This is a genomic window from Acetobacter orientalis, from assembly GCF_000963965.1.
Lineage (GTDB): Bacteria > Pseudomonadota > Alphaproteobacteria > Acetobacterales > Acetobacteraceae > Acetobacter > Acetobacter orientalis.
The window spans coordinates 198,609-216,657 of the sequence record NZ_BAMX01000024.1; the positions used below are offsets into that span (position 1 = coordinate 198,609).

The 18,049-nt window shown below is 50.6% G+C and carries 21 protein-coding genes; 7 read left to right on the forward strand and 14 right to left on the reverse strand.

Translation table 11 applies throughout. From position 1 onward, the window contains the following. Positions 1-74 precede the first annotated feature (74 nt). Genes smpB through Abor_RS10210 form a run of 4 tightly spaced genes read right to left on the reverse strand, consistent with a single transcriptional unit; the run spans position 75 to position 3,112 of the window. Entirely contained in the window at positions 75-572 is a 498-nt protein-coding gene (smpB, locus tag Abor_RS10195) for an SsrA-binding protein SmpB (RefSeq protein ID WP_048841763.1), read from the reverse strand. Continuing rightward, entirely contained in the window at positions 572-1,462 is an 891-nt protein-coding gene (gene dapA / locus Abor_RS10200; protein WP_048841764.1) for a 4-hydroxy-tetrahydrodipicolinate synthase, read from the reverse strand. Before dapA ends, smpB begins: the two co-directional genes overlap by 1 nt. A gap of 10 nt (positions 1,463-1,472) precedes the next feature. Further along, entirely contained in the window at positions 1,473-2,369 is an 897-nt protein-coding gene (locus tag Abor_RS10205) for a prephenate dehydratase (protein WP_048841765.1), read from the reverse strand. After that, complete coding sequence (locus tag Abor_RS10210; protein ID WP_048841766.1) at positions 2,366-3,112, reverse strand: 3-deoxy-manno-octulosonate cytidylyltransferase; 747 nt, start codon at positions 3,110-3,112, stop codon at positions 2,366-2,368. Before Abor_RS10210 ends, Abor_RS10205 begins: the two co-directional genes overlap by 4 nt. 156 nt (positions 3,113-3,268) lie before the next feature. On the opposite strand from Abor_RS10210, the gene Abor_RS10215 reads away from it, so the two are divergent. From Abor_RS10215 to Abor_RS10230, 4 genes are all read left to right on the forward strand, one after another. Then, on the forward strand, positions 3,269-3,793 hold the full coding sequence (locus tag Abor_RS10215; RefSeq protein ID WP_048841767.1) for a c-type cytochrome: 525 nt from the start codon (positions 3,269-3,271) through the stop codon (positions 3,791-3,793). Continuing rightward, positions 3,790-4,602 (forward strand): inositol monophosphatase family protein, encoded by an 813-nt coding sequence (locus Abor_RS10220; RefSeq protein WP_048841768.1) that lies wholly within the window; start codon positions 3,790-3,792, stop codon positions 4,600-4,602. Before Abor_RS10215 ends, Abor_RS10220 begins: the two co-directional genes overlap by 4 nt. A gap of 82 nt (positions 4,603-4,684) precedes the next feature. After that, positions 4,685-5,938: a phosphoglycerate dehydrogenase gene (serA, locus tag Abor_RS10225; protein WP_048841769.1), complete on the forward strand. Its 1,254-nt coding sequence runs from the start codon at positions 4,685-4,687 to the stop codon at positions 5,936-5,938. Positions 5,939-5,962: 24 nt separating this feature from the next. After that, positions 5,963-7,462, forward strand: coding sequence for a YifB family Mg chelatase-like AAA ATPase (locus Abor_RS10230; protein WP_048841770.1), 1,500 nt, complete (start codon positions 5,963-5,965; stop codon positions 7,460-7,462). A gap of 35 nt (positions 7,463-7,497) precedes the next feature. On the opposite strand, the gene metC is transcribed toward Abor_RS10230, so the two are convergent. After that, entirely contained in the window at positions 7,498-8,703 is a 1,206-nt protein-coding gene (gene metC / locus Abor_RS10235; protein WP_048841771.1) for a cystathionine beta-lyase, read from the reverse strand. Further along, positions 8,700-9,551 carry a sulfurtransferase gene (locus Abor_RS10240; RefSeq protein ID WP_048841772.1) on the reverse strand — a complete coding sequence of 284 codons (852 nt, stop codon included), beginning with the start codon at positions 9,549-9,551 and terminating at the stop codon, positions 8,700-8,702. Before Abor_RS10240 ends, metC begins: the two co-directional genes overlap by 4 nt. 220 nt (positions 9,552-9,771) lie before the next feature. Between Abor_RS10240 and Abor_RS10245 the strand changes: the two genes are divergently transcribed. Both Abor_RS10245 and Abor_RS10250 read left to right on the forward strand, forming a co-directional pair. Continuing rightward, positions 9,772-10,860, forward strand: coding sequence for an AI-2E family transporter (locus tag Abor_RS10245; RefSeq protein WP_048841773.1), 1,089 nt, complete (start codon positions 9,772-9,774; stop codon positions 10,858-10,860). Beyond that, on the forward strand, positions 10,860-11,561 hold the full coding sequence (locus Abor_RS10250) for an endonuclease/exonuclease/phosphatase family protein (RefSeq protein WP_084594489.1): 702 nt from the start codon (positions 10,860-10,862) through the stop codon (positions 11,559-11,561). The genes Abor_RS10245 and Abor_RS10250 overlap by 1 nt, the downstream gene beginning before the upstream one ends. On the opposite strand, the gene cls is transcribed toward Abor_RS10250, so the two are convergent. Further along, a complete protein-coding gene (gene cls, locus Abor_RS10255) occupies positions 11,556-12,971 on the reverse strand; it encodes a cardiolipin synthase (protein WP_084594493.1) in 1,416 nt (471 codons plus the stop codon). The genes Abor_RS10250 and cls overlap by 6 nt on opposite strands. A 49-nt stretch (positions 12,972-13,020) precedes the next feature. On the opposite strand from cls, the gene Abor_RS10260 reads away from it, so the two are divergent. Beyond that, positions 13,021-13,431: a YraN family protein gene (locus Abor_RS10260; RefSeq protein WP_048841775.1), complete on the forward strand. Its 411-nt coding sequence runs from the start codon at positions 13,021-13,023 to the stop codon at positions 13,429-13,431. A gap of 78 nt (positions 13,432-13,509) precedes the next feature. Here the strand turns inward: Abor_RS10260 and Abor_RS10265 are convergent, their stop codons facing one another. The 7 genes from Abor_RS10265 to purS all read right to left on the reverse strand — a co-directional run bounded on the left by Abor_RS10265 (position 13,510) and on the right by purS (position 18,015). After that, on the reverse strand, positions 13,510-13,812 hold the full coding sequence (locus tag Abor_RS10265; protein WP_052946420.1) for a hypothetical protein: 303 nt from the start codon (positions 13,810-13,812) through the stop codon (positions 13,510-13,512). Between the two features lie 74 nt (positions 13,813-13,886). Continuing rightward, a complete protein-coding gene (grxD, locus tag Abor_RS10270) occupies positions 13,887-14,225 on the reverse strand; it encodes a Grx4 family monothiol glutaredoxin (RefSeq protein WP_048841776.1) in 339 nt (112 codons plus the stop codon). Between the two features lie 29 nt (positions 14,226-14,254). Continuing rightward, complete coding sequence (locus Abor_RS10275) at positions 14,255-14,485, reverse strand: BolA/IbaG family iron-sulfur metabolism protein (protein WP_048841777.1); 231 nt, start codon at positions 14,483-14,485, stop codon at positions 14,255-14,257. 23 nt (positions 14,486-14,508) lie between these two features. Further along, the gene (gene purL / locus Abor_RS10280; RefSeq protein WP_048841778.1) at positions 14,509-16,707 is read right to left on the reverse strand and encodes a phosphoribosylformylglycinamidine synthase subunit PurL; all 2,199 of its coding nucleotides are present in this window, start codon (positions 16,705-16,707) and stop codon (positions 14,509-14,511) included. Next, the gene (gene purQ, locus Abor_RS10285; protein WP_048841779.1) at positions 16,704-17,405 is read right to left on the reverse strand and encodes a phosphoribosylformylglycinamidine synthase subunit PurQ; all 702 of its coding nucleotides are present in this window, start codon (positions 17,403-17,405) and stop codon (positions 16,704-16,706) included. The genes purL and purQ overlap by 4 nt, the downstream gene beginning before the upstream one ends. Then, complete coding sequence (locus Abor_RS10290) at positions 17,402-17,776, reverse strand: Rap1a/Tai family immunity protein (RefSeq protein ID WP_048841780.1); 375 nt, start codon at positions 17,774-17,776, stop codon at positions 17,402-17,404. The genes purQ and Abor_RS10290 overlap by 4 nt, the downstream gene beginning before the upstream one ends. After that, positions 17,773-18,015, reverse strand: a complete 243-nt coding sequence (gene purS, locus Abor_RS10295) for a phosphoribosylformylglycinamidine synthase subunit PurS (protein ID WP_048841781.1) — start codon at positions 18,013-18,015, stop codon at positions 17,773-17,775. Before purS ends, Abor_RS10290 begins: the two co-directional genes overlap by 4 nt. Positions 18,016-18,049: the final 34 nt, after the last annotated feature.

Genomic DNA, 18,049 nt, shown 5'->3' on the forward strand with positions numbered 1-18,049 from the left:
ATATTATACAGGCAACAAAAAAGCCCCGCCTTAGTGCGGGGCTTTTTTATGTGGTGTGCACTTAAATTTAAGCGTTAATAATCTCCACGGCCTTTATCGCGCAGTAAGCGCGCTTTGTCGCGTTGCCAATCACGCTCTGCAATGGCGTGGCGTTTATCAACGTTTTTCTTGCCCTCACCTAACCCTAGGGTCACTTTAGCGACACCGCGTGGGTTAAAATGAATGTCTAGGGGCACAAGAGTGGCGCCATCTTTAGCAATAGCGCCAAGGTATTTTTGTATTTGCTTACGTTGCATAAGCAGTTTGCGCGGGGCGCGCGTCTCAAAACGAGAGAGAACGCCGCCCTGATATTCAGGAATATAGCTATTAAAGAGCCACAGTTCCCCATCGCGCTCACCTGCATAGGCTTCTGTAATCATAGCGCGGCCTAACCTTAGGCTTTTTACTTCGGCCCCTTTAAGCACAAGGCCCGCCTCAATGGTCTCTTTAATGGCGTAGTTAAAGCGCCCTTTGCGGTTTTGCGCGGCAATACCATGAGAGATCATGGTAGTTTTACGGGGTTTTTGAGCCATTAGTTTAGAAGCCCTACCTGCACCAAGGCAGCCCGTACTTTGTGGCGGGATTCTTCAGAAAGGGGCGCGAGTGGTAAGCGTGTTGTTTCGCCCGCAAGGCCAAGCAAACTGGCTGCATATTTAGCTGGAGCGGGGTTGCTTTCACAAAAAAGCGTATCATGTAACGGCAAGAGTTTATCTTGTAGAGCAATGGCTTTAGCACACTCGCCTTGCTGCCACGCTTTTTGCACTTCTGCGCACAGTGCGGGTGCAATGTTGGATGTCACGCTAATGCATCCATCTCCCCCAGCAGCAAGGAAAGCAACTGCTGTACCGTCTTCGCCTGAAAGCTGGTTGAAGGGTTTGGCAATGGCCTGCCTAACCTGTAGTGGGCGTAGCAGATTAGCTGTTGCATCTTTTACGCCAATAATATTGGCATGCCGTGCCAAGCGGCTGGTTGTTTCAACGCTAATATCCACCACAGAGCGGCCGGGAATATTATACAAAATAACCGGAATGGAGATGGCATCGGCCACGGCCATAAAGTGGCGATACAGCCCTTCTTGCGTGGGTTTGTTATAATAAGGTGTTACCACCAGAGCCGCTGCGGCCCCGGCTTTTTCAGCATGTTTTGCGAGGTCAACAGCTTCTGATGTGCTGTTTGACCCCGCTCCAGCAATAACGGGTACGCGGCCGTTTGCAATTTTAATGGCGCGTTCAACAACCGCATGGTGCTCGGTATGGGAAAGCGTTGGGCTCTCGCCTGTCGTGCCCATAGCGCAAAGGCCTGATGTCCCTTCTTCAATCTGCCAATTTACCAGATGCTCGAAAGAGGCAAAGTCCAGACTACCATCGCGGTTCATGGGGGTAATAAGGGCGGTAATGGAACCTGTGAAACGTGTGTCAGACATGGTCTGTCTTCTATCCTGCAATGGCGTCTGTCGTGGTGTTTGGGGCGGCGTCAGAGAGAGCACGTTTCATCTGGCGTCGGAAAGGAGATTGTTGATACACGCCCAAGATGTTGGCGCTTTCAGAGAAAAATTCAAGTTCGGCCAAGGCTTTGCTCAGGTGTGTATCTTCTGGGTGGCCCTCAACATCCATTAAAAACCGGGTTGCCGCAAAGCTACCTGCGGTCATGTAGCTTTCCAATCGTGTCATGTTAATGCCGTTTGTGGCAAAGCCGCCCAACACTTTATAGAGTGCGCCGGGGGTATTTTTAACTTCAAATAACACGGTGGTCATGACATCGGGCGTGTTAACAGAAAGCTTGTCTGTTGTGCGTGCGGCAATATAGAAGCGTGTTGTGTTATGCGCAGCATCTTCAACATTGCGCTTCAGAATGTTCAGGCCGTTGAGTTCTGCCGCCAGTTCTGATGCAACGGCCGCTTCTTCTTTCTTGTTCCAAAGAGCCACCAATTCAGCAGCGCCGGCTGTATCAAACTCAATAACAGGGGTGAAGTTGTAAGTTTTGAGCAGTGTATGAATTTGCCCCATGGCGACAGGGTGCGTGTGCACGCGTTTAATATCTTCAAGCTGGGCGCCATGAATGGCCATAAGGCAGTGCTCAACACGCTGGAAATGCTCACCCACAATATGCAGACCAGCATTGGGTAGCAGCGTGTGAATATCTGGTACACGCCCAGCTAAACTATTCTCACATGCCAGCATGGCTTGGTCTGCTTTGCCTTCATGCACGGCGGTAATGGTGTCTGCAAAAGTTTTGCAGGGCAGAGTTTTCCAGCCTGGGCGGGCGGTTCGGCATGCCAAATCGGAATAGGCTCCGGGTCGCCCCTGAAACGCGATTGTTTTTGGTGTCATTGCTTGTTGGTCTCGCTGAGTATCTGCCGCGCGCGTTCTAGGTCTTTTGGGGTATCCACACCGAATGGAGCCAGAGGTATAGGCGCACACCCAATATGCATACCAGCTTCTAGGGCTCTGAGTTGTTCCAATTTTTCGCGCTGCTCTAGGCCCGATTCAGGTAGGCTAACAAAGTGTTGCAACGCCTGCCGCCGCCAGCAGTACACCCCGACATGGTGCCAAAATGGCCCTGCACCCCATGGTAGTGGTGCCCTAGAAAAATAGAGGCCGAGTGTATGGGATTGGTTAGCAGCAAAGTCGCATGCCACTTTTACAACAGAGTCTGTGTGCTTTTCCGTCTCAGTTGTAATTGGGGCAACCAGTGTGCCTAGGTCGTATATTGGGTTGGCCATAAGACCGACCAATGTCTGTAAATGCTTGGGTGGAAACGTAGGTAAATCACCCTGTAAATTGATAATCAGCTCGTGTGTGCCTTGCGCATCAATCTGCTGCACAGCATGCCATACGCGGTCTGATCCTGATGGAAGCTCGGGGGGCGTTAAAACAGCCTCTCCACCAGCGTGGCGCACAACATCGTAAATAGCCTGATCTGCGGCGGCTACAATCACGCGGCCTATATTTGCGGCTTGTGCGGCGCGTAAAACATGCACAATCATGGGGCTGCCAGCAATGTCTGCTAGTGGTTTGTTTGGCAGGCGGCTTGAGGCAAGTCTGGCCGGAATGATGACAAGCGGTAGGGTCATCGGCTTGCTCGGTAATCAGGCACGGAATATAGCCTTGAAAAACACAGTGAACACAAAGCCGGTATAAACGGCCCTAGTAAGGCGCTTCACATGAAGCGGTGCGCAGTCTAGGAAAGCTGCACGCCAAACGCAACCAGAGGAACCCACCTGTAAGCCATGGATAGCACGTTTCTTAATAAAGTGGCGGCCGCTATCCTGCTGAGTGTTGGTTCAGCATGGTTGGCGAGTGTTGTTGGGGGGGGTGTTGTGCCTACAATAATGCCTGCCAAGCCTGCAATGAGTGTGCCGGGTTTGGAGCGTGTGGCTATTCAACCCTATATGGCCCATGCTGATGCGGCGCGTGGTGCTGTATTAGTGCAGGCAATTTGTGGCAGTTGTCATGCGCTGCAACCTCAGGCAAGACAAAGTGTCGGCCCGGTTTTAGGGGGCGTTGCGGGGCGGCCTATTGGTTCAGACCCTCAATATGCTTATTCTCCTGCTCTTGTGGCGTTGCGGGCGCAAGTGTGGTCAGACCAAAACCTGTCAGACTGGTTAACGGCCCCTGCCCGTTTTGCACCGGGTACGCGTATGTCGCTTATGGGCTTACCTAACGTTGCACAACGCGCAGATATTATTGCGTATTTGCACACCCTAAATCCTTCGCCGCCTCCCTCTCAGTCTCTCGAAAAGAGCAAGCCATGAAGCCTGAAGCGTTAGACCATTACCTAAGCGTTGCAACCATGATGGCAGACGCTGCACGCTGCGTTATTCGCCCTTGGTTTAGAGCACCTCTGGCGGTGGTGGATAAAGCCGATTCAAGCCCAGTAACAATTGCCGACCGTACAGCTGAGCGCGTTATGCGTGCAATTTTGGCTGAGCGCTTGCCCGATCATGGCGTTTTTGGTGAAGAATTTGGGCTTGAAAATGAACAGGCTGACTACCGCTGGCTGCTTGACCCCGTTGATGGTACCCGCTCGTTTGTGACTGGCCGCCCTGTTTTTGGTACGCTCATTGCGCTGTTAAAAAATGGCGTACCCATATTGGGGGTAATCGACCAAGCTGTAACGCAAGAGCGTTGGGTGGGGGTTGCAGGCCGCCTAACGCAGTTTGCCTCACCTTTTGGTGGACAGGCTGTAACGCGCCATTGTGCAACGCTTGCACAGGCTGAGTTGTCTTGCACTTCTCCCGAAATGCTGGAACTGGCACCGCACGATGGGTGGAAGGCGCTCAAAAATGCCGCAAAACGTATGACGTGGGGCGGAGACTGCTATGCTTACGGGCTGCTAGCGTTGGGGCAGATTGATATTATTGCCGAATGTGACATGAACCCATGGGACTGGGCCGCTTTAGTGCCTGTGATTGAAGGGGCTGGTGGCAGAATAACAGCATGGGACGGCTCTGCACTACGCTATGATGGTGACCGTACTGTGCTGGCTGTGGGCGATGCAAAACTGCACGCAAAAGCCGTTGAAATGTTAGCCCAAAGCAACACTGGAAAGTCGTCTACCTGAGATTATCGCTCTGGGTGTCTATGAATTTTGTGTGTTTTGAGATACGCCTGCCCTTCGGCACAACAAGTATGGTCTTTCCGATATGAGCACGTACCTGTCCCTTCCTAAGGACAAGATCCGCATTCTGCTACTTGAGGGCGTTCACGACAGTGCCGTCGCGCTCCTCAAAGCCAGCGGGTATGAAAACGTGGTTCGCCACAAAGGCGCACTTGAAGGAGACGCCTTAGAAAAGGCGCTCGAGGGCGTGCACATTGTCGGTATCCGATCACGGACGCAACTGACCAAAGAGGTCATTGAAAAAGCTGATAGGCTTATGGCTATTGGGTGCTTCTGTATCGGCACCAATCAGGTAGATCTTGAAGCTGCCCGCATGAACGGTATTCCCGTTTTTAATGCGCCATATAGCAACACACGCTCAGTTGCTGAGCTGGTTGTGGGTGAAATTGTGATGCTGATGCGTCGTATTTTCCCACGTTCAGTTGCCTGCCATGAGGGCGAATGGAACAAATCTGCAACCAATAGCTGGGAAGTGCGCGGTAAAACCCTTGGTATTGTGGGGTACGGCTCTATTGGCTCACAGCTTTCTGTGTTGGCAGAAGCTTTTGGTATGCGTGTGCTTTATTATGATGTGGTCGATAAGTTGGGGCATGGTAATGCCTCTGCTGTTGGCACATTGGATGAACTTCTGGCTGAAAGCGATGTAGTAAGCCTGCATGTACCGCAGTTGCCTACCACCAAAAATCTGATGGGTGAAGCACAGATACGCGCCATGAAAAAAGGCTCGTTCCTGATTAACAATGCCCGCGGCAATGTTGTTGATCTCGATGCCTTGGCTGCGGCCCTGAAAGACGGCCATCTGCTTGGTGCGGCTATCGACGTATTCCCCAAAGAACCAAAAGGCCCGGCAGATAAACTTGCTACGCCGCTTATGGGTTTAGACAACGTCATTCTTACGCCGCATATTGGCGGTTCTACCGCAGAAGCGCAGGAACGTATTGGCGTTGAAGTGGCTCGTAAGCTGGTAGAATATTCAGACGTTGGCTCTACTTTTGGTGCTGTGAACTTCCCTGGTGTGCAGTTGCCGCAAAGCCCACGTGGCACGCGCTTTATGCATGTGCACCAGAATATTCCTGGCATGATGATGCGCTTGAACGAAATTTTCTTGCACGAAACGTGCAACGTTACAGCGCAGTTTCTGCAAACTGATGGCGATATTGGGTATGTGGTGATTGAGGCTGATACAGGCCACAACACAGACCTAGATGACCGCATTTTAGCAGCATTGCGCTCTCTTGAAGGCACAATTCGTGCACGTTTGATCTACAAAGGTCGTTAAGACAGCTAAAGGTAGGAGTGCGGGATGATTAATGCTCGCATTCGCAGTTTTGCGTTTTCAGGAATCGAAGCCCGGCCAGTTTGGGTAGAGGTTCAAATATCTTCAGGTTTGCCTGCATTTCTTATTGTTGGGCTACCAGACAAAGCAGTCGGAGAGGCCCGAGAGCGCGTTCGGGCCTCTTTTACGTCTATAGGGTTAGCTCTTCCGGCAAAAAGAATAGTTGTTAACCTAGTCCCTGCCGATATACCCAAAGAAGGTTCCCATTTTGACTTACCTATAGCGTTGGCATTGCTAACCGCTATGGGGGTTATTCCTTTTGAGGAAGTTGCCCGCTTTAGTGCTGTGGGAGAACTTTCTCTGGATGGCAGCCTTAACCCGGTAGCAGGTGTGTTATCGGCTGCTATTGAAGCCGCTTCTTTAAATTTGGGTATTATCTGCCCCGCAGCACAGGGGGAAGAAGCCTTATGTGGGGGAGATAACGCGGTTCTCACTCCGGTTAATTTACCTGCGCTTATTAACCATTTTAATGGCGTGCAAATTTTGCAGCCCCCTACTTTTACCGTAGCCCCTGCCCCATTAGCTGGACAGAGACCAGATTTGGCTGATGTGAAAGGTATGGAGACAGGCCGCCGCGCGTTGGAAATTGCGGCTGCTGGTGGGCATTCCCTTTTACTTTCTGGCCCACCGGGGGCCGGTAAGTCTATGCTTGCGGCCCGTTTGCCGGGGCTTTTACCAGACCTTACCCCCCAGGAAAGTTTAGAGGTATCGCGTATTTATAGTGCGGCAGGGCTCTTAACGGGTGGCAAGCCTTTACGCAGGCCGCCTTATAGAGAGCCACACCATTCTGCTAGCCAACCTGCCCTGATAGGCGGAGGAGCAAAAGCAAAACCCGGTGAAATTAGTTTGGCAGACCACGGTGTTTTGTTTCTTGATGAGCTGCCGGAATTTTCAAAAACCGCACTTGAAGCGTTACGGCAACCGTTAGAGACCGGGCGTGTAAGTATTGCCCGTGCTTTGGCGCATGTTACTTATCCTGCTCGGTTCCAGCTTATTGCAGCCATGAACCCGTGCCGGTGTGGCTACCTTGGCGATGCAAGTAAAGAATGCAGAAAAGCCCCGCGCTGCGGTGAAGATTATATGGCGCGTCTTTCTGGCCCTTTATTGGACAGAATAGATATTTGCGTTGCCATGCAGCCTTTTACCCCCTTGCATTACATGGCCGAGACTGCTGGGGAAGCAAGCGCCCCGGTTGCTGCGCGAGTTTTGGCGGCTCGGCAAAGACAATATAAACGGCAAGACGGCCAAAAAAATTGTGAGGCAGGGTTGGAAATTTTAGAGGTGTCTTCTGCTGCACAAGATATGGCGCAAAAGGTTGCTGCACGTTTCCGGTTTTCTGCACGTGGCTACACACGCATGATGCGTGTGGCGCGCACAATAGCAGATTTAGCGTGTGAAGAAGCCGTTTTGGTCAATCATGTTGCGGAAGCTGCAACATATCGCCTACCAAGCGGCATGAAAGCGTAATGTTCAGACCGCTCAGGAACGAGGCGAGCGGTACTCTATTGCAGATATTTGAAAGCCTGTAGCAGATCTGCCTGAAGGTCTTCGATGTTTTCAAGGCCAATTTGCAGCCTAAAAGAGGGGCCAGCTCCATCTATTGGAGCCGTGAAGTTACGGGTTAGACCTCCAGACGTAGGCAGAACAAGACTTTCGTACCCTCCCCACGATGCGCCAATACCAAAGCATTGCAGGTGGTTAATCATATTTTCCATACCTGCTTGAGAGTATTCTTTCTGCAAAACGACCCCAAAAAGACTGCCTGCGCCAGTAAAGTCGCGTGCCCACAGGGCATGGCCGGGGCAGCTTGGTAAGGCGGGGTGGAGTATTGTAGCAACCTGTGGCTGTTCTTGTAGCCACAGGGCTATATCTAAAGCCGAGCGGGCTTGGTGGGCTAGCCTTACCCCCATTGTGCGTAAACCGCGCAGTGTAAGCCAGCAGTCATCTGCCCCGGCGAGTTGACCCATTTCAATGGCGGTGTCGCGCAGTGTTTTCCAATGGTGTTTTTGGTTTACTATTACTGCACCGGCAATAACGTCAGAATGGCCAGAAGGATATTTGGTAAGCGCTTGAATAGAAATATCTACACCGTGTTCAAACGGCGCGAAAATGCCAAAACCCCATGTGTTATCGAGCACAACCAAAGCATTATGCGCATGTGCGCACGCCGCAAGCATAGGTATATCCTGCACTTCAAAAGTGTGGCTGCCGGGGCTTTCTGTAAAGAGAATGCGGGTGTTGGGCTGAAAGAGCTTTTCAATTTCCTCAGCACTCGCCTGTGGTGGGTAATAGGTTGTGCTTACCCCAAAACGCTTAAGGGTGTTTTCTGCAAAACGCCGAGTGGGACCATAAACGCTATCTGGTATAAGGCAATGCTCTCCCGCTTGCATGAAGGCCAAAAAGGGCATGGTGCATGCTGCTAAGCCTGAGCTAACAATTTGGCAGTCACTGCCCCCTTCAAGGGTGGCAATAGCTTTTTCCAACTCATGCTGTACGGGCGTGCCCATGGCGCCGTAAATATATTCGTGCTCGTACCGTCGGCGGCCTTGCGTGTTCATGTCTTCCAGCGTTGGGAAGAGAACAGTTGAACCGCGCGTTAATGGAAGATTAACCGAGGTGCCTTCTGCTTGGGCAGAAGGACGTGCTTGCCGCACAAATGTGGAAGACAGCTTATTCCAGCCCCGTGTCACGTTAGAATACGATGTCATGCTGCGGTATCTTCCTTCTCAACGGGGGCATCTGGTGTCGCGCCCCACTCGGCCCATGAGCCATCGTATAATGCGGTATCAGAAAATCCAGCAAGGTAGAGGCCAACAGAGAGTACGCTGGCTGTCATGCCAGAGCCGCAAGTTGTTACCGTTGGTATGCTGGAATTTAAGCCGCATTCTGTAAAAAAATGTTTGAGTTCGACCGCTGTTAAAAAGCGATTATGAGCGTCAAGCAGTTTTTTGAAAGGAATATTAATAGCACCGGGCATATGGCCAGAGGCTAAGCCTGGCCTAGGTTCTGCTACGCGCCCGTAAAAACGATCGGCTGAGCGAGCGTCTATAATTTGGTGTGTGCCATGCTGAACAGAGGCCAGCATATCTCCCAACCCTTTTAGGTGGGTATAATAAGGGCGGCTACGGTACACAGCTGGTTCGGGTATGTTTGTGGGGCCGCTTTCTGTGGTGCCTTCATGTCGTAGCCATTCGGGCAAACCGCCATCAAGAACATACACGTTCTGGTGTCCAAAAAGGCATGTTAACCACCACCCGCGGCAGGCGGAGGCCACATTGCCTTGATCATAAAAAACAACAGTATCTGTTGTTTTAATACCCAGAGCGCCAAATAAATGCTCAAACCGTGCTTGTGTTGGTACGGCGTGGGGCTGTGTGCTCTCAGAGTCTGAAAAAACATTATGATCAAAATAAAGGCTACCCGGTATGTGGGCCTGTTCAAAACATTCCTGAATATTAAACGCATCACCTGGCAATAGAGCTGTTGCATCAAGTATGCGCAGGTTAGGTGCGCCAAGGCGCTCTTTTAGCGCTGTAACTGAAATGAGTGCTGACATAGCATTAGGCTCCAAAATTTATTGGAGTTTAAAAGCAAATCTGTGCCGTTGTAAAAATGATTGCGCAGGCAAAAACGTAACGCTGTAGCCTGCAGATTGGTAACACCAGGAGAGGTTGCCAATCTACTAGGCGGGCTGTAACGCATCCTTACTGCATATATATGTAAAAAAGAGTATTTGAGGGCCAGACAAACTCCCTAAAGCGTGGTTAAGTAAGAGTATGCTTAATCATGGCGGTATCACCACGGAGCGAATTTTGTTGGGGCTTTTGCTCTGCGGGATTGCTTATGGCTGCCTGATTGTTTTGGCCCCATTTTCTTCAGCGCTCATGTGGGCCGCTGTGCTGACGTACACCACGTGGCCTATTTACCAGTATTTGCGCAGGCGGCTACGGCCGGTTACGGCAAGTATGGTCATGAGCCTTCTGTGTGCTGTGGGGTTTGTTATTCCACTGGCGTTTCTTGCCTCGGCTACTGTTTCGGCTGGGCCAAGATGGGCTCTTAGGCTCAACGCTCTTTTTGGTGTATCGCACGATCTCCCGCCCCCGCCTCAATGGTTGGTTAAGCTGCCTATGTTTGGGCAAGAGCTTGCGTTGAAGTGGGAGCATATGGCCCATAACGTAGACCATATTGGTACAGAAATACGACCATATGCCGGAGACATCATTCAGTCTTTGCTTGTGTTGGTTATGCAGGTTGCCAATGGGGCGCTACACCTTGTTATGGCACTGTTTATTGCCTTCTTTTTTTGGCTCAGTGGTACATCTTTAGTTGATACGTTTTCTGCTGTCATAATTCGTATTGCAGGCCCGCATGCCGGGCGGCATCTACATCTAATTGGCGGCACTGTGCGCGGTACCGTTTATGGTATTTTGGGTACAGCTATCATACAGGGGCTGCTCACTGGTTTAGGGTTTTGGTTAACAAATCTTTCTGAGCCTGTGCTGTTTGGGGTGTTAGCCTCTTTTCTCGCTGTCTTACCTGTTGGTGCCCCCTTGGTTTGGATACCTGCTGGTATTTGGCTGCTGGTAGATCACCAAATCTGGCATGGTGTGGCTCTTCTGCTTTATGGAGTGGTTTTCATTTCTGGTGCAGATCATATTATTCGCCCATTTTTTATAGCACGTGGGGCTAAGCTTCCTTATCTTTTAACAGTATTAGGCGTTATAGGCGGCGTATTGGCGTTTGGCGGTCTGGGTATTTTTCTGGGGCCAATTCTTCTTGCTATCGGTTTTACTTTAACAGTCGATTACGCTGGCCGGGGGCATGCAGCCTTGCTGCCAACAGATGATAAACGGAGTATGCCTTAATGCGGCGCCCTTTCCCGTTATTTAAGCCTACTTTGTTACACCGCAAACGGGCACCGGCAGTTGGAAGCAAAGCTGAAACCTGCAAAATTGTAAGCTGGAATTTGCTGCGTAAAACAGGTGCAACAGTGCATGACGTTGTCGCACTGATGGAGGCAGAGCAGCCTGATATTTTACTGATGCAAGAAGCAACAGAAGAAATAAATGTGCTGCCCGATATTATGGGGGGATATTATGCACGCTCCCCTCTACCAGGCCGCATACATGGTGTAGCATGTTGGAGCCGCACCCCATTTGCTCGGCCACCACGTGCTTGCACAATACCTTCTGGCCCCCTTGTAAAGCGGCATGTGCAAATTCTTGAATGTGGAGAGTTTTCGTTAGCAAACGTACATCTCTCACATGGTCAGGTGCTTAACCGGCGGCAGTTGCGCCGTATTGCAGCCCTTTTACATGCTCCATGCGCTATTTTGGGCGACTTTAACCTTGTTGGCCCTACTATGGTGCCAGGTTTTCAAGATGTAGGGCCTAAAGCCCCCACACATAAAATGGTTGATATTCTGCCTATTCGTCTTGATCGGTGTTTAGTCAAAGGTATGAACTGTGTAGAGGCACGCGTTTTACCTGTTTTTGCGTCAGACCATAGGCCTATAGCTGTTAGGCTGGTGCCTCAAATTAGTGCAAATTTTTCTGTTGCGTCATAAATAAGGCATACATAAACGCGCCGCTGCATCTCTTATTTTGATAAGAGGCGAGCGTTTATCAAGGTCATGGTGCGTTAAGCGGCTATGGCGGTGCGTGTCCATAAAGTCATCTAATCTGGTGGCTAGCTCAGTGTTATAAACTTCCATATTGATTTCAAAATTTAGTCGTAGGCTTCTAATATCTAGGTTAGAACTCCCTACAAATGCCCATGCACGGTCAACAACCATAAGTTTGGAGTGGTTAAAAGGTGGGTCAACAAGCCATACCCTTACCCCCGCATTGAGAAGTGGGGAGATATTGGCAGCACAAGCCCAATCTAGTGGTGGGTGGTTACTTTTTTTGGGAATGAGAATATCAACCATTACGCCACGCAGGGCCGCCAGAGCGAGCTCTGACATAACGCGAGACCCCGGTATGAAATAGGGTGTCATAATACGTACCTGTTTACGCGCCAGAGTTATGGCTTGCAGTAGTGTAAACTCTATTTTTTCTAAATCTGTATCAGGGCCTGCGGTAACAATACGCGCTAAGGCATTACCTTTTGCGTCATGCTCTTGAAAATAAATGTCCCCTGTTAAGGTTTCATGAGCAGAGAAAAACCAGTCCCACGCTATGGCTTCAGCTAGTTGGCGTACTATGGGGCCTTCAACCTTAAAGTGTGTGTCTGAAACTGGGTTGGCAGGTTTTTGGGAAACCAAATTCTCATCGGCAATATTCAGGCCGCCCATAAAACCAGTTTTGCCATCAATAACCAAAATTTTGCGGTGGTTGCGTAAATTAATGAAAGGCATGCGCCAAGGCAGCAGAGAGTGCATGAACCGTGCGCATGGCACCCCTTCCCGCTTTAGGCGCTTGTAGGTTTCAGAAATAAAATAACCACTCCCCACCCCATCTACTAAAACACGCACCTGTATGCCACGCCGGTGTGCTGCGGCCAGTTTTTCAATAAAAAGCCCACCTATTGTGTCGTTACGAAAAATATAAGAGCAAATCAGAATGCTTTTTTCGGCTTGCTCAATAGCTTCAAGCATAAGTGGGTATGCCCCATCTCCATCGTGCAGGCATTGTATGGTGTTACTGCCAACCAATGGGCGGCTCGTGAGTTTGCTAACCATAAGAGCCAAGGGGGCAAATTGCCCATCAAGTTCACGGTTCCAAGATGACGCTTGGGTAGATGACGTGCGATAGGGAGAGCGCCCACTAATAAGTTTTTTAGCAAGCCTGCGCACACGGTTGATGCCAAACATTAAGTAGAGAATTGTGCCCAATGCCGGCATAAGCACGCAAATACCAATCCAGCCTATAGCAGAAGCGGTGTTGCGCTTGGTGAGTAAAATATGCAGAGAAACAGTTGATACAAGAATAAACCGTATGATTGTTACTGTCAGAAATGGCAGTTGTGGCAAAATATCAAACGGCATGGTCTGAGATATATCCAAAAATAGGAAGGGCTTGTTGATGTTCTTTGGCAAAAATATCATGCAACAAGAGCGTATTAAAGCTCAACGAAAAGTACGTGGTGCCCGTTCCTATCAAGTAGGGATAGATGCAGAAAAATTAGCAAAAGAAGAACTGCAAAGAACAGGTTGGACGATTTTACTGGAAAGAGCCAAAACCCGCCGAGGGGAAATAGACTTGGTGGCGTACAAAGGTACGCTTCTGTGTTTTTTTGAAGTAAAAAAACGTAAAACGACAGGCGAGGCTTTGGCATGTTTGTTGCCAGCGCAACAAAGCCGTTTATACCGTGCAGCAGAATGTTTGCTCGCAACTCACCCAGCGTGGAGTTTTGAGGAAATGCGTTTTGATTTAATAGGATTTGACGAGAATAATACGTGTATCTGGTTGGAAGATATTTTGCGTATTACGTGAGACTATGCAGTTTAAAAGTTATAGAAAGTCTTTGTCGTAAAGACTGTACGGCAAAGGCTTTCTATAAAACCTGTAGCATTAAGTGCGGTGGCGTTTCACTGCGTGCGGAGTAGCATGTTTTGCATGGTAAGAGACAAGCCGAACCATGCCATGGGCAGGTTTTGCACGCGCAACTACGGTCACATGATGTGCGTTATGAGCAGTACGGAAACTATGCCGTACAGGCACCACTGGTGGTGCTGCGGTCAAGGCTGCAAATGTAAGCTTGCTGGCTTCGAGGTCAGAAATAACACGCTCAGCATGAGCTGAGGTACCAGAAAGAGCGGCAACACTGCTCACCCCAACCAACGTGAGAACGCACCGCATAAGCCGAGGCCGCATACCAACTTTCCTAACCGCATTATTAAGTCTCAGGTAGACTACACAGCCCACCTGAGAACTGACAACTTAAAAAATCAAGATTCAGCGTGTGTTGGAATATTTTTTTCTTTCAGGAGAGTTTGCAACTCACCTGACTGGAACATTTCCATAACAATATCACACCCACCAATGAACTCACCTTTGATGTAAAGCTGAGGAATTGTAGGCCAGTTAGAGAAGTCTTTGATGCCCTGACGAATGGCGGGGTCTGCCAATACGTTAATGGCTTTGAAAGGAACGCCAACATGCGAGAGAATTTGCACAACGCGTGCAGAAAATCCGCACTGCGGGAAATCAGCATCGCCTTTCATGAAAAGCACAACAGGGTTTGTATCAATTTCGTTCTGAATGAGCTGTTTTGCAGTATCAGACATCGTGTTTACTCCTTTACGAGCGTAAAAAATCAGGGTGCTGAGGTTTGCAGAGCAAGAGCATGCAGTTTGCCACCCATGTGCCCCTGCAACGCCTGATAAACCAGTTGGTGCTGTTTAACTCGCGTAAGCCCTTTAAAGGCATTGCTGGTAATGGCGCACGAATAATGGTCGCTATCACCAGCAAGATCAGTGATCTTGATCTGAGCATCAGGGAATGCCTCCCGCAGGTAGTTTTCAAGCTCAGAAACAGACATTGCCATAGATTCAGGCTCCGGTTCAGAATTTAGCGCGCCATGAGCGTCGGGAAAAACGCATCATGTGCTGTAGTAAGGCGAGCAGCTGATATGGTGACACCGCTTGGCAAAATCAAATCACTTCCGCCAGATCTACCCAGAATTCGGGCTGGTACACCGTTCTTTTGTGCGTCTGCACAGAAAGCAGCACCGTCTTTAACGCACACAAGATAGCGCGCCTGATCTTCGCCAAACCAGAAAGCTTCAGGACGAATGCCTGATGTGGGGCTTTCAAGTTCACACCCAACCCGGCTTGCCATAACCATTTCAGCCACGGCAACGAGAATGCCACCATCTGCAATGTCATGACAGGCTCTGACCGTGCCATCCAGAATGGCATTGCGTACAAAGTCGCCGTTACGTTTTTCGGTAGCCAGATCAACAGAAGGAGGAGCCCCCTCTTCACGGCCCAGAATTTCACGCAACCAGATAGATTGGCCGAGTTCCCCTTTGGTTTCACCTACTAGCACTAGGTCAGAAGCCTCTGCCATGCCAAGGCCGACAGCCTTAGTAACATCTTCCAACACACCAAGCGCCCCAATTGCGGGCGTGGGTAGAATAGCTCTGGTTGACCCGTCTGGCTGGCGTGTCTCGTTATAGAGAGACACGTTGCCACTCACGACCGGAAAGTCGAGTACGCGGCACGCTTCGCCCATACCCTCAATGGCGGCAACAAACTGCCCCATAATTTCAGGTTTTTCTGGGTTGCCAAAGTTCAGGTTATCCGTCACCGCAAGGGGGCGTGCGCCGGTTGCGGTAATATTGCGCCAAGCTTCGGCAACGGCTTGTGCACCACCTGTTTTAGGGTCTGCCTGACAATAACGTGGTGTGCAGTCTGTGGTCAGAGCCAAGCCGAGCGAAGTGTCTTCAATCTTGACAATGGCTGCATCTGCCGCACCCGGCCGGCGCACGGTTTGCCCGCCTACTGTGCTGTCATACTGGTTCCAAACCCAAGCGCGAGAGGCAAGGTCTGGTGAGCCAACAAGTTTAAGCAGCATGGCATCAAGAGAGAGCGGTGCGTGTATATCTTCTACCGGGCCGGGTACAACAGGTGTTGCCGCCGGACGGTCGTAGATAGGCGCTTGCTCTGCCAATGGGTCAAGCGGAATATCAGCTTCAACCTGGCCTTTATGCTTAACAACAATATGGCCGGTATCTGTTAAGTGACCGATAATTGCAAAATCAAGTTCCCATTTCTCAAAGATCTTGCGTGCAATTTCTGTACGGTCGGGTTTGAGCACCATGAGCATGCGCTCTTGGCTTTCAGACAGCATCATTTCATAGGCTGTCATACCGGGTTCGCGTTGCGGTACAGCGTCTAGGTCTAGCTCAATACCAACGCCGCCCTTGCCTGCCATCTCAACTGAGGATGAGGTAAGGCCGGCAGCCCCCATGTCCTGAATGGCGACAATGGCATCGGTTGCCATCAACTCCAGACAGGCTTCAATCAGCAGTTTTTCAATGAAGGGGTCGCCCACCTGCACCGTTGGGCGTTTGGCAAGCGCGTGCTCATCAAACTCAGCAGAAGACATGGTGGCACCATGAATGCCATCACGCCCCGTTCTGGAGCCCACATAAACAACCGGGTTGCCAATACCTGCCGCAGCGGAGAGGAAAATGCGGTCTTTGCGGGCAATGCCCACAGTCATGGCATTAACGAGAGGGTTACCGTCATAAGCCGGGTGGAAATTAATTTCACCACCTACTGTGGGTACACCAACGCAGTTACCGTATCCGCCAATGCCACGCACAACACCATCAATAATCTGGCGGGTTCTTGGTGTTTCCGGGCTGCCAAAGCGCAGGGCATTCAGGTTTGCTACAGGGCGTGCTCCCATTGTGAACACGTCACGCAGAATACCGCCCACACCAGTGGCTGCCCCTTGATAGGGCTCAATAAAGGAGGGATGGTTGTGGCTTTCCATCTTGAAGATGGCAGCATACCCTTCACCAATATCAACAACCCCAGCATTTTCACCAGGGCCATGGATAACCCAAGGAGCTGTGGTTGGGAGTGTTTTTAACCACTTACGGGAAGATTTGTAGGAACAATGCTCAGACCACATGACAGAAAACACGCCGAGTTCTGTCAGGCTGGGTGTGCGGCCCATAATGGCAACTACACGAGCGTATTCTTCTGATGTTAGGCCAAACTCACGGGCCAGTGCTTCATCAACACTCTTTTTCACTGGACAATTGCCTCCACCAGACCTTCAAACAACGGCAGGCCATCTACCCCACCCATTAGAGGGTCAACCAAGTCTTCCGGGTGAGGCATCATGCCGCAAATACGGGTGTTTTCACTCAAAATGCCCGCAATGCTGTTCACGCTGCCATTGGGGTTGCTGCTGGTATCATCAGCTTGAACCTGCCCAGTGGGTGAAGCGTAGCGGAAAGCCACCAGCCCCTCGCCTTCCAAACGGGCAAGTGTTTGGCTGTCTGCTGTAAAATTACCATCGCCATGGGCAAGCGGTGTGCGGAATGTCGCCCCTTTTTCCCACTTATGGGTAAAGGGTGTGTCTGAGCGTTCAACGCGTAGGGTGCAGTCTTGAGACAGAAAGCGCAGGTTTGCGTTGCGCAAGAGCGCGCCAGGCAATAGGCCTGTTTCTGTCAAAATCTGAAAACCGTTGCACACGCCAAGAATATGGCCACCCTTTTGGGCAAAGGCCCGAATGGCCGCCATAATGGGAGAGTGCGCGGCCATGGCACCGCACCTTAGGTAGTCACCGTAGCTAAAGCCGCCGGGCAATACGACAAGGTCAACATCGGGCAGGTCAGTGTCCCGATGCCAAAGCATGGTAGGGGTTTTTCCGGTAACCCGTTTGAGGGCGATCGCCATATCGCGCTCACGGTTCGTTCCCGGAAAAACGACAATCGCTGATTTCATTTTTTGGCACTACACGGGTAAGAGTCATGTAAGGCACGGAAGACGCTTTCGCCAACCGGTTTTGACAGGCTGTCAGAGTGGTCTTTAAGCCATGCGACAACCTTGCCACGCATGGCAGACGCAGTTTCTGTGGTAGGAACACAAAAGCCTGCGGGGGCAGCAGCATCACCCTCGTTCTTGTCGTTAATTTTAGCGAGGGCACCGGCATCGGCTACGCCGGTAATATAGGCATCGCAGATGCTGGCCCCTGCAGGTTTTGAGCAAATGCGTGCAAAATTACCCGTTTGCAGCGGTGAAATACGCTGCGCATGCACTAAACCAGTGGGTACGAGTAGCGCTGTGCCCAGAGCAAAAAGGGCTGCGCGTTTCATGCTAAAACCTCAACGCTAAAGTCCTCAATAACCATATTGGCCAATAGGTTACTGGCCATCTTTTCAGCTTGTTTGGTAACAGCTGCACGGTCAGTACCAGCTACGTCTAGCTCGATAATTTTACCAACACGGACATCACTGACACCGGGAAAACCAAGGGTCTGCAAGGCATGGTCAATGGCTTTACCCTGGGGGTCGAGTACGCCTTCCTTGAGCATGACGGTTACACGCACCTTCATAGATAGAACTTCCTGTTTGCTGCTACGGGTCAAG

Excerpts from the sequence above, each read along its gene's own strand:
- smpB (WP_048841763.1), bottom strand. The coding sequence starts at position 572 with ATGGCTCAAAAACCCCGTAAAACTACCATGATCTCTCATGGTATTGCC.
- dapA (WP_048841764.1), bottom strand. The coding sequence starts at position 1,462 with ATGTCTGACACACGTTTCACAGGTTCCATTACCGCCCTTATTACCCCC.
- Abor_RS10205 (WP_048841765.1), bottom strand. The coding sequence starts at position 2,369 with ATGACACCAAAAACAATCGCGTTTCAGGGGCGACCCGGAGCCTATTCC.
- Abor_RS10210 (WP_048841766.1), bottom strand. The coding sequence starts at position 3,112 with ATGACCCTACCGCTTGTCATCATTCCGGCCAGACTTGCCTCAAGCCGC.
- Abor_RS10215 (WP_048841767.1), top strand. The coding sequence starts at position 3,269 with ATGGATAGCACGTTTCTTAATAAAGTGGCGGCCGCTATCCTGCTGAGT.
- Abor_RS10220 (WP_048841768.1), top strand. The coding sequence starts at position 3,790 with ATGAAGCCTGAAGCGTTAGACCATTACCTAAGCGTTGCAACCATGATG.
- serA (WP_048841769.1), top strand. The coding sequence starts at position 4,685 with ATGAGCACGTACCTGTCCCTTCCTAAGGACAAGATCCGCATTCTGCTA.
- Abor_RS10230 (WP_048841770.1), top strand. The coding sequence starts at position 5,963 with ATGATTAATGCTCGCATTCGCAGTTTTGCGTTTTCAGGAATCGAAGCC.
- metC (WP_048841771.1), bottom strand. The coding sequence starts at position 8,703 with ATGACATCGTATTCTAACGTGACACGGGGCTGGAATAAGCTGTCTTCC.
- Abor_RS10240 (WP_048841772.1), bottom strand. The coding sequence starts at position 9,551 with ATGTCAGCACTCATTTCAGTTACAGCGCTAAAAGAGCGCCTTGGCGCA.
- Abor_RS10245 (WP_048841773.1), top strand. The coding sequence starts at position 9,772 with ATGCTTAATCATGGCGGTATCACCACGGAGCGAATTTTGTTGGGGCTT.
- Abor_RS10250 (WP_084594489.1), top strand. The coding sequence starts at position 10,860 with ATGCGGCGCCCTTTCCCGTTATTTAAGCCTACTTTGTTACACCGCAAA.
- Abor_RS10260 (WP_048841775.1), top strand. The coding sequence starts at position 13,021 with ATGTTCTTTGGCAAAAATATCATGCAACAAGAGCGTATTAAAGCTCAA.
- Abor_RS10265 (WP_052946420.1), bottom strand. The coding sequence starts at position 13,812 with ATGCGGCCTCGGCTTATGCGGTGCGTTCTCACGTTGGTTGGGGTGAGC.
- grxD (WP_048841776.1), bottom strand. The coding sequence starts at position 14,225 with ATGTCTGATACTGCAAAACAGCTCATTCAGAACGAAATTGATACAAAC.
- Abor_RS10275 (WP_048841777.1), bottom strand. The coding sequence starts at position 14,485 with ATGGCAATGTCTGTTTCTGAGCTTGAAAACTACCTGCGGGAGGCATTC.
- purQ (WP_048841779.1), bottom strand. The coding sequence starts at position 17,405 with ATGAAATCAGCGATTGTCGTTTTTCCGGGAACGAACCGTGAGCGCGAT.
- Abor_RS10290 (WP_048841780.1), bottom strand. The coding sequence starts at position 17,776 with ATGAAACGCGCAGCCCTTTTTGCTCTGGGCACAGCGCTACTCGTACCC.
- purS (WP_048841781.1), bottom strand. The coding sequence starts at position 18,015 with ATGAAGGTGCGTGTAACCGTCATGCTCAAGGAAGGCGTACTCGACCCC.